The following is a 13,012-nucleotide window of genomic DNA, read 5'->3' as shown; positions in this document are numbered from 1 at the left end:
GCGACGAGGGACGACCTGCTGGGGCGAAGCCACCCTGGCCGGGCTGGGTTGGGGCGGCGGGCATTCATGGTCCAGAGGCCAGCCAGCAAACGAAAGCGGCCGGCGCCCATTCCGCCGAAGCGGGTGGCAAGGACGCCGGCCAACCGAAGACACACACCACTCAGGAAGTTAGACCTGCGCGGACTGCATCGCCCTTCGAGTGTAGTGGCGCAACCGGCACCTTCTTGCTCGCGATGACGAAAGTCCGGTAGATTTCTTTCGCTGAGGAATGTCGGCGCTGTGCCAGCCGAACAGAGGAAGACCATGATCCGCGCCGGACGCCGAAGGTACGCCCAGAACAGCGACGAGCTCGCCGCAGCCATGGGCATCAGCGTCGGCACCTTCCGTAACAAGCAGCCCTACACTGCCGAGGACTTCCCGCCCCTGATCAGCTCAGAGGGCGCGCGCTCGAAGCTTTGGGACAGAGCGCAGACCGCGGCCTACCTGGGCGGCCGCCCCGTCCCCGCCCTTCCGAAGGACGACGACGACCAGGACCTCCTCGACCGCAACGAAGCCGCTACCCTGCTGAAAGTCACCCCCAAGACCTGGGACACCTACAAAGCAGACATCCAGATCGCCTCTCATCTGACCAAGGTCAAGGGCGTGGAGCACTGCCCTCGCGGCATCGTGCAGGCCTTCAAGGAGTCGAGGACCAGCGGCAGCGGAGCGGGCCCCAAGGGACGCCCCAAGGGCAGTAGGGACGTGGTCCCGCGGGACGCGATTTCAGCCCGGGTCAGCGAGCTTCTTGACGACGACCCAGGGGTGACGCTTGCAACCGTCCAGGAACGTGTCGGCCTGTCCTACGCCGCGGCCGCGCGCGCACTGCCGAGGTTGCGAGGAGAACGGATCGCCGACTTGCTGCAGACTGAACCGGACCTGACGCTCGAGGACGCCGCTGCCCGTCTCGGTTGCCCGACCGCAGTGCAGCGCACGGCCCTCGCCAGCGCCGCCACCGAGCTGCGGGCCCGCCAGATCCAGCCGTACCTCCAGCGCGTCGTCAACGCCCTCGTAAGCGCCGACCAGGCCGAGCAGCAGGACGTTCGGGTCCAGCGTCTGGAAGACGACGTGCTTGCCGCGGTCATCCTGCTGAGCAGCCCCCGGACCCCAGCTCTCGTGTGGGACGAGCGCTACGGCTGGCGAACCGCCATCAGCCGGCGCCACCCGGTCGGCAAGGAATCCGGCACCCCGCCCGAGGGCGATGGCATCCGATACCTGAGCGAGAACCAGCAGCCCGAGCCGGCCGAGCTGCTCGGAGCGCTCACCGACGGCCGGCGCGGGTCCCGGCAGCCCAAGACCATTCACCCGCCGGTGCCGTCGAGGACCTGAGCGGACGGGGCCGCGCGGCGGGAGCATCAGGCCGGCCGGGCGGCCCCGCATGCCGGCCGCTTACGGTGCGCCAGTCCTCGAACTGACTGAGGGATGGGTTGCGGCGATGTGGTCGAGGAAGTCGCCGAATGTGCCGAGTGGCTGTTCTGGCTGGGACAGGGCTTCGGTGACGGCCTGCCAGCGGTCAGGGTCGGCTCCGCACAGGCGGATGAGTGCGTCGGGGGCTGCGGACGAGTCTGGCCTCGAGCTGGCGTACCAGCGCATCGGTGCTGTGCCGTGATGATGCGACGGCATAAAGGCCAGCTGCTCTACTCCTCACCGGGGCTGGCCCTCCGCGCTGCCCGGCGGGACGGTGACGGCGCCCTGGTGGTGACCGGCTCCCCCTGCCCGCCGCCGAAGCGCACAGCCCGGCCGCCCGGGCAGACGAACCCGGAGCGGTGCCGCCAGATGTTCTTCGACCCTGTGCCGGTGGGAAGCCCCGGGTCGTTGAAGTCGTGTCCCCGAAGGGCGCCAGTCCACCTCTGATGACGTGATGGGCATTGGCCTCAGCGAGTCCGTCCGTCGTGGCGGGTGACCCCGCCGTGCCGGGTGGCGTTGAGCCCGTTATGACCATGACGTCCGCGACGATGCGGCCCACCCCCGTCATCGGTGTCCAGCGGGGGAGCGAGGAAAGGGTTCTCTGTTCCGGCCTGGAGCCGATCTTCAGCGAGCTGGCCCGGCGGTGGGAGACCGATGGCCGTCTTGTGCCCGGCCGCCCGGATGAGGAGTGGACCCTCCTCGCCTGCCGTTCCCCCTGGCCCGGACGCTGACCGTGCGGTGCGGGCACGGCCCCACCCGGCACCGCACCCGCGAGGAACCGCAGGCGCTCTCCGGCGTTTGCGGTTCGGGGCTGCCGGGCCGGTACACCGTGGTTGGGCCCACCGGTCCGGCAGTCCCCCCATCGGTTCAGGGCGTGCTGAACGGTGCCCGGCAGCACGAAGGCCCTGGTTCCGAGGGAGACCAGGGCTTTCGGCGGTACGGTCCGGGAAGGGGAAGCCGACGGGCCGTTGACGCGGCCCCGTTGCCAGAGCGCGGAAGCGGGGCCGCGGACCTCACCCGGTCCCGACGTGGGGCGTCCGGACCAGCGCATGTGTCACAGAGACCAACACCCCACCGGCGCGCAAGGACACGCTCTGCGTCAACGCGAAGCGCCTTGTGTCTCCTGCGAGGATGCTGCTCATGCAGCCGCTGCCGGTCCCCTGCCCCGCCGACCGGATCCCGGACGCGACGGGCATGGATGCCTTCACCACCGCGTACAGGGCGGCCAAAGAGCAGCGGGTCGTGTTCGTCGCCATCGAGCGCCAGGGCCCGCGGTGGACGGTGAAGGCCGACGCGATCACCGCACCGCAGCTCACCCTCGACACCACGGTGCACGACGCCGTCCGCGACGCCGTCAGCCACCTGATCGACTCCCGGCAGATCCGCCCCGACTCCTTCGCCGACCCCGTCTACGTCGTTCTGTACGACGTGGACGGCGAGGGACGGGCCCGGGAACTGGCCGCCGCCCTGCACGCCGCCTTCTACGGCGACCTCGAACCTCTGGCCCGCGCCGTACCTCTCACGTCCTGACGGTCATCTGCCCCTGAGACATGAGGTGTTTCCGGTGGTCACAGTGGGTGCGTGCGTGTAACGTCCCGGTTAGCTGTCGTGGTTCGGATCTTCCCCTTTGCCCATGCCTTCGGCGTGGGTTTTTTTGCTGTGCTGTGCCGCAGGGACCAGGGCGATCACCTCCGCCTCCCACACCGTGTGGGCGGTGTTCATCGACTGGAAGGCATGAGACATGGCTACGGGAACTGTGAAGTGGTTCAACGCGGAGAAGGGCTTCGGCTTCATCGCCCAGGACGGCGGCGGCCCGGACGTCTTCGCTCACTACTCGGCGATCAACTCGACGGGCTTCCGTGAGCTCCAGGAGGGCCGGGCCGTGACGTTCGACGTCACCCAGGGCCAGAAGGGCCCCCAGGCGGAGAACATCAACCTCGCCTGAGCCCACCCCCCCCGTCGGCGGGACCGGGGCAGACGCAGTGCCTCGGTCCCCGCCGTTCGCACGGGGCGGGCGGCGGGCACCGTTGCGAACCGGCCGTACGGCGACGGCCCCTCCAGCCCTCGCCCGCGATGGCCGTCTGCGGCCGCAGCCCCGTCCTGGCAGCGCAAGCGCAGCGCGCTTGAGACCCTGCTGCTTCGGGGACACGCAGCCGTCTCCAGGGTCCGGCACCCGGTCACCTGCCGGAGTAGACCGGCGGTAGTGGGTCAGCTGGCCTGGCGGTAGGCGCCGGCGGGCCCGGTGAGGCGCCGTCCGTACCGCTGGTTGATGCGGTCGATGACCGGCTCCAGCCGTAGGCGCATCTCGCGGGCGTGGTCGAGGGAGAGCTGGGTGCCGGGGCCTTCGTCGGCCGGGCGGAGGTCTTCGGCGATGAGGGTGAGGCGGCGGATCCGGGCACGTTGGAAGGCCATCGCGTCCAACAGGCGGAGCACGGTGGTGCGGAGGTCTTCGGTGTGGGCGGAGGGCTGGGGCAGGCGTCGGGTGCGCTGGGCGGTGGCGCCGCCGGCCATCCGTACGGCGAGGGTGAGGCCGCGGGCGATCTGGCCGCGGCCGCGGATCCGGCCGGCGAGGGTGACCGTCAGGTCCAGGAGGGCGGCGCGGACGATGACCGGGTCGTACATGTCCCGGTCGAAGGAGAACGACGTGCTGGTCGACTCGGGCATGCGCTCGACGGCGACGGCGCGGGGGTCGATCCCGCGGGCGCGGTCGCGCAGGGTCCGGCCCGCTTTGCCGCCGAGGATCCGGCATGCCACGGTCTCGTCCATCGAGGCGAGCGCGGCGATCGAGTGCAGCCCGTAGGCATGGAGCTGCTGGGCCTGGGCGGGGCCGATGCCGTGCAGGGCCTGGATCGGGAGCGGGCCGAGGAACGCCTCGACGGCGCGGTGGTCGGGCAGGTGCAGCACTCCGGAGCGGCCGACGCGCGCGGAGGCGGTCGCGGCGGTCGCCCAGGTGTCGGCGACACCGATGTGGGTGTCGACGCCGACCTGGAGCAGGGCTCTGACCCGGAACTGTTGGGCCAGCGCTCCCGCGTCCACGCCGAACAGCTTGAGCGAGCCCTTGACCTGCGCGAGCGCTGCCGTAGGCGGGAGGGGTTGGACGAGTGGGGTGAACCCTGTGAGGAGGTCCAGGACGTGCCGGTGGCCATGCGGGGAGGTGTCCGGCCGGCACCGGACGTGCCACACGGTGTGCGACGTCGACGTCGGCCCGGTCATGCCGCTCTCCCCGCGTGCTCGCGCTCGGCCTGGACCAGTCCCGCCAGGTCCGCCCGCCCGGCCGCCGTCCGCGCCCAGTACGGGTGGTAGTACACGCGGCCCGACAGTGCCAGGAGGCGGCGGCGCAGCACTGTCGTACGGGCCGTGCCGGGGCGGGCGAGCTCCTCGTATGTCGCGGCCCAGGATCGCTGAGCGGTGACGAGGTCGTCGGGGAAGGGGTGGTGCCTCATAGAATGATTAGAGCATCTGTTCGAATTCTTGTGCACGTCGTGCCACACCCAACTCAGGGGAACGCGAGTTCTACCCTCTGCCGGGACGGCACCCGGCCCGACCCCGAGGAAGTGCGCCATGGCCACCCCGACCCCCGCGCCGCGGAACCTTCCGCCGCAGCTCTGCCCGCCTCAGCTCAAAGGCCGCTGCGCGAAGTGCATGGCCGAGTGCCACCAGTACGGCTTTGGCGGAAACCCGCTGTGTCAGGAGCACCAGGCAGAGGTGGCCGCGCTGCAGAAGCCGAAGCGTCCGGTGGGCTGATGTCCGAGCTGCCGCCGGACCTACCGCGTCTTCGGACCCTCGAGCACTGGCTCGTGCTGTCCCTGGACCGCGTCCGGGCGCGGATCGCCGAGGTCGAGAAGCGCGAGGCCGCGATGCGTCCGGTCCGGGCCCTGCCCGAGGGCCCGGGCTGGGTGCTCTCGTACCTGCGCGAAGGCGGCCGGCCGGTGGCGGACAGCATCCACATCGGGGACTGCCGCATGGCCGGCAGCCACAGGAAACCGCTGAGCCGTGATGAAGCCCGCCACGCCCTCACGAGCGGCGGGATACGGGCCTGCGAGATCTGCCGGCCCGACTCCGACCTCGGCATCCTCGAGTAACCACGCTCCAGGCCCGCGCGGCAGGGTGACCCCAGGGTCAGGCGGATTTCCGGCGGCGGGGCGATGCCGTCTTCTTCGCCGTGGTCTTCTTGGCGGCCGCCTTCTTCGCCGGCGACTTCGTGGCCGCGGCCTTCTTCTTCGTCTTCGGCATCTCGTGGACGGTGGCGTGCTCGCCGGTCTCGCCGCGGGCTTCCTTGGCCTTGGCCACGGACTCCTCGAGTGCGGCCATCAGGTCCATGACCTTCCCGGCTGGCGCAGCTTCCTCGCCCTCCACGACGTGGGGTTCGCGGTGCTCGGCCTTCGCCTCGATGACCTCGCCCAGCGCCACGTGGTAGTGATCGGTCAGCGCAGACTCGTCCAGGTCGTCGAGGTGCTCGACGGACATCGTCTCCAGGAGCGCGAGCGCGCCCTCGATCTCCTCCTCGGTCAGCGGCGTCTCGTCCGGGCGGAGCTCGTCCGGGGACCGTACTTCGTCGTCCCAGCGCATCGAGTGGAGCAGCAGCGCGTCGCCGTACGGGCGGAGCAGTCCGAGACGTTCGCGGCCACGGAGGGCGAACTTGGCCACCGCGACTTTCTCGTTCCTGCCGAGCGCCTGCCGCAGGAGCGTGTACGGCTTGGCCGCGACGGGGCCGTCAGCGGTCAGGTAGTAGCTGGCCTCGCCGATGTGACGGGGGTCGATGGTGTCCCAGGGCACGAACGCGGCGATCTCGATCGCCTTCGCGGTCGGCAGAGGCATGTCGGCCAGGTCCTGGTCGGTGATCGGGATGATCTGGTCCTTGGAGACCTCGTACCCCTTGCCGATCTCGGCCTCCGTCAGCTCCTCACCGTCGACAGCACACACCTTCTTGTTGCGGACGCGGCCGCCATCCTCGAGGTGTATCTGGCGAAAGCTGATGCTGTGGCTCTCGGTGGCCGCCTCGAGCTTGCAGGGCACCGTGACCAGCCCGAACGAGATGGCTCCGCTCCAGATCGGACGACCGGGCATCAGTACCTCCAGGAGCCCCCCTGGGGTCTGACCTCAGGCTATGCAGAATCCAGCCGTGATCGCACACCCTCCCAGGCACCCGGCGTTATGCGGTGGCCGGCTCCGTACTCCGAGGCACTCAGCGACCTGGCGGCGCCTTCCGTACTGGTTCGGCGCCGCCGAGACGAGCGCCTCCCGGCTCCCACGATGCACGACGACGTCCGTGAAGCCATCAGTCATCTGATCGACTCCCGGGAGATCCGCCCCGACTCCTGGCAGTTCATGACCACCTCGGAGACGAGCTGGTGAACCGCCTGCCGTAGCGGCTCGGGCATCTGGGTGTCGTCCATGGCCCGCACGCAAAAGGGACCCGACCCCGGACACTGGGAGTCGGCTCCTTCACTCACCCGCTCGGACTAGGCTCTCCCCCGGCCCGCGCCGGAATGGAGCGCGCGGGACAGGCCCCGGTCCCCGTGACGGGACGCAGTACGGCCGGGGCCGCCCCCACATCCGAGGTTCTGAGGGGCGAGTTCGGTTCGTCGACTACTTGAGCTCCTTGTCGGCCAGAAGCAGGAAGTCGACAGCGCAGCTGATGCGGCTGTGGAGGTCGTTGAGGGTGTACCAGGAACTCGGGTTCAGCGCCGAGAGATCGGGCTGGTCCATCAAGCCGTACTGGACTCGGCGGTGGTGGGCCCCGAGTCCCTGGAAGATCAACGGCACCAGCTTGACCATGCGGACGTCCGTCGCCCCCGCGGTGATGAACCACCCACCCTGGATAGGGAAGAAGCGGTCGAAGGCTTCGAGCGCCGTCGGGATCTCGTCGACCGGGATGCCGGAGTACTTCGACATCCACTCGAACTCCTGCTGCTCCCGGTCGTCGAGGTAGAACCCGCCCCATCCCCAGAGAAACTGCTGCCAGAAGGTCGCGTAGCACCGGAAGTTCGGCTGCTTCCGCAGCCACTCCATGCCCGAGCGGAAGCTCGAAGGGAGGGCGTGGTAAGTCAGCCCTTGGAAGATGAAGACCTTTCGGTCCTCCGACATGCTGAACTCCGGCGCGCCGTCGGGGTGCGCGAGCGCGTAGTCGACGGCGGCCTTGAGGATGGCCAGGCGGGCGCGATGCTCGAGGTACGTGCACGCCTGGAGTTCCGGATGCTTCCCCTTGAGCATTGCCTTGTAGCTCGGGCTTTCAGCAGGCGCCGACTGCGGGTCGAACGTGCCCCCGTCGAGTTCGTGCGCGTAGCCGCGAGTCAGTTGCGGATGCTCCTGGTATGCCTCGTACAGCATCGCCGCCGACTCTTCGGGGGCCCGTGAGAGGAAGGTGCCGTTGTTGATCTGGCGATGGTAGGTCTTCGCAGCCGCGGCACCCTGCTCGCCCTTCTTCGCCCGCCCGTTGATGAGATTGACGAACCGACGCTCCACACCGTACGAGAACCGCCACAGGGCAATGAGTTGCGGCTCCATGAAGGTGCCGAAGCCCTTCTCCGAGAAGTGCTCCGGAGCGGCTTGGAAGTCGTCGAAGCAGACGACCTCCAGCCCCAGCGGGCTCATCCGGGTAGGGGCGGTCTTGCGGTCGTCCCAACGGGTGTGGAAGAAGGCACCATGCTCGATCTTCAGGTACCGCATCCAGCCGACGACCTTGAAGAGATCGGTGTACCCCCACTTGCCACCTTTGACCTCGATGAGCCGCCGCGCGGCTTGCTCACCTGCGTAGTCAGTCGTGACGATGTCCAGCTCAAGGAGGTCCGCAGGGTCGGACTCCACGATCTGCTTCTCTACGAAGTGGCCCGATGCTTGAAACAACGCGGCGATGTAGTCCTCAAGCTCCTCGCCGGCCCCCGGGATGTCCGGCAGCGTCACGACCCTTTTGCTCATCAACCACCCTCTCTGTGCCGAGCGACCATACCGGCGCTGATCACAGGGCGGCTACGCGTTTCTAGAACGCTGCCTGTCATTGCGCCAGAGCCCCCGGCGCGGACATCGAAGCCGACGGCGGCCGCCAGCGAGCGGACAGGCCGTGGACGGCGAAACTCCGAGACCGCTGGGTGAGTGGAACGATCTCCAGACGATCCACGCGACTGGTCTGCCCGGTTGGCGAGCTGGCTTGTCAGTGTGGTCCCGCATGCTTGGAGTTCACCTGGCACGAAGGACATCCATGACCCTGGACTTCAACGCGGACGAACCGGTAGTCGGGCTGGCGCGGCAGCGAGAGCTGATACGCGCCGTCGGGAACGCCAGCAGCGCGGACGAGACGCGCTGGCTGGAGTGGAAGTCCCAGCACGACGTTTCGAAGGCGGCGGGAGCCTTCGCCGTGTCGAAAGCGATCCTCGGCTTCGCCAACCGGATGCCTGATGTGGCGGAGCAGTGGGCTGGAGGCCACGCCTACCTCTTGGTAGGGGTTGATGAAGACGCGATCTACGGGGTTCCGACGCACGATGTCGAGAAGGTCGACAGCTGGCTGAGGCGCTACCTGGGCGAGTTCAGCCGCTACCAGTTCACGTACGTCCCCATGGACACCGACGAGGGCAAGCGCCACGTCATGCTCGTCGACGTCTCTCCTCCCCGGTGGGGCGACCTCATTCACCCCCTCCACAAGGAACATCAGAACTACCGCCCGGGCACCGTCTTCCACCGATACGCCGGCAAAACCGAACCCGCTCGCCCAGCGGAGATCTACGCCCTCACGGACCGCGCACGCCGAGCAACGAAGCGCGTGAACGTCGACGTCACCATGACCACCGGCACCGTCGCCGTACTGGCCCCGACCGAGGACGCCCGCCGAACGATCACCGACTACCTCCGCGAGGCGATTATGAGGCAGGTGGACGCCGCGGACGAGAAGAAGAAGGCGGCGGCGTCCAACCTGTTCAAGGACTTCAGCGCGCTCCAGAACCTGTGGCCTGACTCCCGATCCCCGGAGGAATTCCGGCAGGAGGTGGACGAGTACCTGGGGGACTTCGACCTCGCGATGCAGCATGCCCTGGCACAGGCGGTCAGCGCCGCAGGCACGCCTTTGACCCTCACGCTGACCAACCCCGGAGAAGACAATCTCGCGCAGGTCGAGGTCGTGCTGAGTCTCCCCGGCACCGTTACGGCCCATGTCACGGCCGACGCAGAGGAAGAGGTCGACTGGCCTCATCAGCCGGCCAAGTACGGGGAGGGCACCATGCCCGGCTTCGCCGGCCTCCCAGCGGTGCTCGGGGTGCGGCCACCGGCCTACCATCTGCTGTCCCCGCAATCCCCGGACATCGAGCAGCAGGATGGCCGCACCGTTATCCGCTTTGCCCCGGTGGACCTGCGTCCCCACGAGGCCGTGGCTCTTGATCCGATCACGGTTTACAGCAGTCAGGAAGCCGACTCGTTCCTCTCGGAGTGGCGAGCGACTGCGACCAACGTCAGCAGCAAAGTACAGCGGTCCTTGTCCATCCCCGCTCAGCGGCTCGAGCTCGACCTACGGGACGCGCTCCGGGCCATGCACGGAATCGACGACGACGCAGAGCAAGAAGAGGGCGGGGACGGCTAGGAACGGCACAAGGGTCCGCGCCGGCTGTCTCCAGCGCGGACCCGCGGGGTCTCCAACGAGGGCTACGCCGCCCACTCCAGCCCGAGGCTGGCGAGCGCGGCCAGCTTCTCCGCCGTGAGCTTCCCGCGCCTGCTCTTGCTGTTGCTCAGGAACACCCCGAGCTTGACCTCCGTGCCGTCCTCCAGCCGCTCTACGTGGGCCCTGGGGACCTTCACAGAGCCCTCCCGGGCCTTGTACTGCGCCAGGGCCGCCACACCCTTCTCGAAGGCGCTGACGCCCGCTGTGGACGGCTTCGCGGGCGCTTCCGGCTCCGGCGCATGGGGGAGGATGCCGAAGGCTTCCAGGCGCTCGCGCTGCCCGTCGGACAGGGCTGCCCACGCCTCCGGCTTGCGCTGCTTGGCGAGCCACTTCCCGATGTCCATGCCGTGGACGGTGACGCCGGGTTCGACGTAGGCGAGGATGGTCTCCTCCGCGAGCATCTCCCGCACCACCGCATAGTGCCTTTGCCACTCCGGCGGCCACGACGGGTTCCAGTCCCCGTCGACCGCCTCCAGCGCTGCCTTCCACTCGGGGCGATCGTCCAGGGCGCCAGGCCGGCGGAGGTTGGCCAACCACTGCCCCACCGGCCTGTCCAACATGGTCGCGGACCTCGGCGCGCACAGCGTCCAGTGCTGCTCGTAGTACGCCTTCGCGGCCTCCAGGTTCTCCTGGAACCGCTCATCGACCAGAGACCAGACCATGCCCAACTGTTCCAGCCTCCGGGCGCGCTGGCCGGTCATCTGCCCCGCCCCGTACGCCCGTCGCTGCTCCGCGACCCACTGCCCCAGCGGGTACGCACCCTCCTTGTGCCCGTACGGAACCCGGGCGTGAAGCTCACGCTCGGTGAACTTCTTGAGTGCCGCCCAGCCGCGTCCCCAGTCCTGGCGCTCCGTGTCGATCACGTTGAAGGAAATCCAGTCCGCGACCATCACAGGGTCACGGGGAGCGGCAAAGCGGAGCAGCAGACGGGATTCGTCCTCGCCTTCCTCGGGCGGCGGACCGATGTACTCGGACGGCTGCGCGACGTCCTTCTGAGGCTCCTGCGGAATCGCGAGCAATTCGATTGCCTCTTCGTCGTGAGCCCGCAGACCCTCCAACACCTTCACCAAAGGCCGATACGATCCGGAGGTGAACATGTCTTCCGGCTTTTCTCCAGGCTGGAGAAATACCGGCACGATCAAAGAGGCCACCTTGCCCTGTCCGGGCTTCTGACGGAGCGCCCGGCCAATCGCCTGGACGATGTCGTGCGGAGCGCCCTTGGGGTCCAGAAGGGCCACCGAGTCCACCGCCCGGATGTCCACGCCCTCGCCCAGGACACGGCAGTTCGAGAGCACCGCCCGCTGCGCGGTGGACCCGAAGCCGCCCAGGACTCCCCGCCGGCGCTCGGGCACGTGCTCACCACACAGCCAGTCCGCCCAGATCGCCGCCGGGTACTTCTCGGGCTGGTCGGCGTGCAGCTTCGCCGCCACGCGCTGAAGGCCCTCCGCGTACGCCTGTGCCTCTATCGTCCGGTGGTGGAAGGTGATGCACGTCGACAGGTCGTGCTGCGCCATCGTGTGCAGCAGCGCGGCCTGGAGCGCCCCGAGGCGCTCACCACGGACCTTCTCGCTGTGCCGCTCCTCGCCCATCAGCCGATCCGGGGTGACGACCGGGTCCTGGAGCTCCAGGACGATGATCTGGTACCGCGCCAGCAGCCCACGCGACACGGCCGACGCCAACGAGAGCTTGTAGAGGACCGGCCCGAAGACCCTCTCGTCGTCCATGGAGGCCGCCATCTCACGCGGCAGCGGGTCACGCACCCCCTCCGAGACCTCGCGGTTCAGCCGCTCCTCCCAGATCCGCGGCGTGGCCGTCAGGTACAGCCGGCGGTGCGACGGGATGACACCCTGGTTATGAACGTCGGCCCACGCCTTACCCATCGAGCCCGACGTCCGGTGTGCCTCATCGACCACCGTGAGGTCCATCGGGTCCAGCTGCTGCCCGTAGGCGCCCTCGAAAGCCTCCGCCAGAACACCGAGGCTGGCGTACGTCCCGAAGATGGTGACCGGCCCCGAGCTGTGCCACAGAGCCAGCTGCACGGGATTCGTGGTGGAGCGCACCTTGAGGTTCCACAGCTCCGGGTCGTCGGTGAGGCTGCACACCGCAACCGCCGGCCCCGAGTGCCCAGCGCCGCGCCACGCCTGCACCGTCTGGGTCAGAAGGTCCAGCGTCGGCACCAGGACGAGAATGCGGCCCTTGGGCACAATGCGCTTCGCCGACGTCGCCGCAATGATGGTCTTTCCCGTGCCACACGCGGCGTGCACCTGCCCGCGAAGGCCATTCACGGGGATACCGCCCGGCGGGATATCGAATCCCCGCACGATGGCGGCAACTGCCTCGATCTGGTGGTCACGCAACTTCACGGCCATTTCCCGTGTTCTCCTTTTCGTGGAATGTCGCGCGTAATCAGAATGGAAGGTCCCGGCGCGATGGTGTGGCCCGGGGTTGTAGTGTCTGGTCCCAAACACTACACAGGCACGGCACGTGATGCATCACCCGCACGCCAACTTTCACCCCCAGGGTGATACATGGCTGAATCTTACCCAGAAGCGGCTGGTTGTCCTGTATGCTGATGGGGTATTGGTGAGCTTGACCGGGCAGTTTCGAGGGTGGGGGAGTGGTCAGGGTGGAGCGCAGCGGAACCCTTCACTGCGGTGCGGCCGGCACCCGATCGGGCCGACAGGCCGTCACATCCGTTGCGGGGGTGGTGGCCAGGAACCCCAAGCCCTACACAGGGCCGCGCGCGATGCACCTCCCCTTGTTGCCAGCCCAGGCGACCGCGCTTGCGCGGGTGCCTGCAATGAGCGCTTGCGCGAATTGCATTCCCTCTGGGAATTCCGTTTACGGAATTCCATTCCGGCGCTTGCGCCGGAATTCGAATTGCGCTTGCGCAATTCATTCACTATGACCCGGCTTGCCGGGTCA

13 protein-coding genes are annotated in these 13,012 nt (G+C 68.5%); 7 read left to right on the top strand and 6 right to left on the bottom strand.

Going from position 1 to position 13,012, the window contains the following annotated elements; genetic code table 11:
• Window positions 1-303 precede the first annotated feature (303 nt).
• The 3 genes from OG357_RS38090 to OG357_RS38080 all read left to right on the top strand — a co-directional run bounded on the left by OG357_RS38090 (window position 304) and on the right by OG357_RS38080 (window position 2,973).
• Window positions 304-1,365 (top strand): DUF6292 family protein, encoded by a 1,062-nt coding sequence (locus OG357_RS38090; RefSeq protein WP_329625851.1) that lies wholly within the window; start codon window positions 304-306, stop codon window positions 1,363-1,365.
• Between the two features lie 605 nt (window positions 1,366-1,970).
• The gene (locus tag OG357_RS38085; RefSeq protein WP_329625850.1) at window positions 1,971-2,174 is read left to right on the top strand and encodes a hypothetical protein; all 204 of its coding nucleotides are present in this window, start codon (window positions 1,971-1,973) and stop codon (window positions 2,172-2,174) included.
• A 400-nt stretch (window positions 2,175-2,574) separates the two neighbouring features.
• Complete coding sequence (locus OG357_RS38080; protein ID WP_329625849.1) at window positions 2,575-2,973, top strand: hypothetical protein; 399 nt, start codon at window positions 2,575-2,577, stop codon at window positions 2,971-2,973.
• Between the two features lie 69 nt (window positions 2,974-3,042).
• On the opposite strand, the gene OG357_RS38075 is transcribed toward OG357_RS38080, so the two are convergent.
• The gene (locus OG357_RS38075) at window positions 3,043-3,165 is read right to left on the bottom strand and encodes a hypothetical protein (protein ID WP_329625848.1); all 123 of its coding nucleotides are present in this window, start codon (window positions 3,163-3,165) and stop codon (window positions 3,043-3,045) included.
• A 19-nt stretch (window positions 3,166-3,184) separates the two neighbouring features.
• Between OG357_RS38075 and OG357_RS38070 the strand changes: the two genes are divergently transcribed.
• The gene (locus OG357_RS38070; RefSeq protein ID WP_329625847.1) at window positions 3,185-3,388 is read left to right on the top strand and encodes a cold-shock protein; all 204 of its coding nucleotides are present in this window, start codon (window positions 3,185-3,187) and stop codon (window positions 3,386-3,388) included.
• 263 nt (window positions 3,389-3,651) lie between these two features.
• On the opposite strand, the gene OG357_RS38065 is transcribed toward OG357_RS38070, so the two are convergent.
• Together OG357_RS38065 and OG357_RS38060 are read right to left on the bottom strand one after the other, a co-directional pair.
• A complete protein-coding gene (locus tag OG357_RS38065) occupies window positions 3,652-4,656 on the bottom strand; it encodes a DNA polymerase Y family protein (protein ID WP_329625846.1) in 1,005 nt (334 codons plus the stop codon).
• The gene (locus tag OG357_RS38060) at window positions 4,653-4,886 is read right to left on the bottom strand and encodes a hypothetical protein (protein ID WP_329625845.1); all 234 of its coding nucleotides are present in this window, start codon (window positions 4,884-4,886) and stop codon (window positions 4,653-4,655) included. The genes OG357_RS38065 and OG357_RS38060 overlap by 4 nt, the downstream gene beginning before the upstream one ends.
• A 118-nt stretch (window positions 4,887-5,004) precedes the next feature.
• Here OG357_RS38060 and OG357_RS38055 point away from each other — a divergent pair, with 118 nt between their 5' ends.
• The gene (locus OG357_RS38055) at window positions 5,005-5,187 is read left to right on the top strand and encodes a hypothetical protein (RefSeq protein WP_329625844.1); all 183 of its coding nucleotides are present in this window, start codon (window positions 5,005-5,007) and stop codon (window positions 5,185-5,187) included.
• Window positions 5,187-5,525 (top strand): DUF6233 domain-containing protein, encoded by a 339-nt coding sequence (locus OG357_RS38050; RefSeq protein ID WP_329625843.1) that lies wholly within the window; start codon window positions 5,187-5,189, stop codon window positions 5,523-5,525. Before OG357_RS38055 ends, OG357_RS38050 begins: the two co-directional genes overlap by 1 nt.
• Before the next feature lie 37 nt (window positions 5,526-5,562).
• On the opposite strand, the gene ku is transcribed toward OG357_RS38050, so the two are convergent.
• Window positions 5,563-6,510 carry a non-homologous end joining protein Ku gene (gene ku, locus OG357_RS38045; RefSeq protein WP_329625842.1) on the bottom strand — a complete coding sequence of 316 codons (948 nt, stop codon included), beginning with the start codon at window positions 6,508-6,510 and terminating at the stop codon, window positions 5,563-5,565.
• Between the two features lie 522 nt (window positions 6,511-7,032).
• On the bottom strand, window positions 7,033-8,346 hold the full coding sequence (locus OG357_RS38040; RefSeq protein WP_329625841.1) for a hypothetical protein: 1,314 nt from the start codon (window positions 8,344-8,346) through the stop codon (window positions 7,033-7,035).
• Window positions 8,347-8,641: 295 nt separating this feature from the next.
• On the opposite strand from OG357_RS38040, the gene OG357_RS38035 reads away from it, so the two are divergent.
• Entirely contained in the window at window positions 8,642-10,009 is a 1,368-nt protein-coding gene (locus OG357_RS38035) for an AlbA family DNA-binding domain-containing protein (RefSeq protein WP_329625840.1), read from the top strand.
• 62 nt (window positions 10,010-10,071) lie between these two features.
• Here OG357_RS38035 and OG357_RS38030 read toward each other — a convergent pair whose 3' ends face one another.
• Entirely contained in the window at window positions 10,072-12,456 is a 2,385-nt protein-coding gene (locus tag OG357_RS38030; RefSeq protein WP_329625839.1) for a DEAD/DEAH box helicase, read from the bottom strand.
• Window positions 12,457-13,012 lie beyond the last annotated feature (556 nt).

The sequence above is a fragment of the Streptomyces sp. NBC_01255 genome, assembly GCF_036226445.1.
Classification (GTDB): Bacteria; Actinomycetota; Actinomycetes; order Streptomycetales; family Streptomycetaceae; genus Streptomyces.
This window is presented reverse-complemented; position numbering and strand designations above follow the sequence as displayed.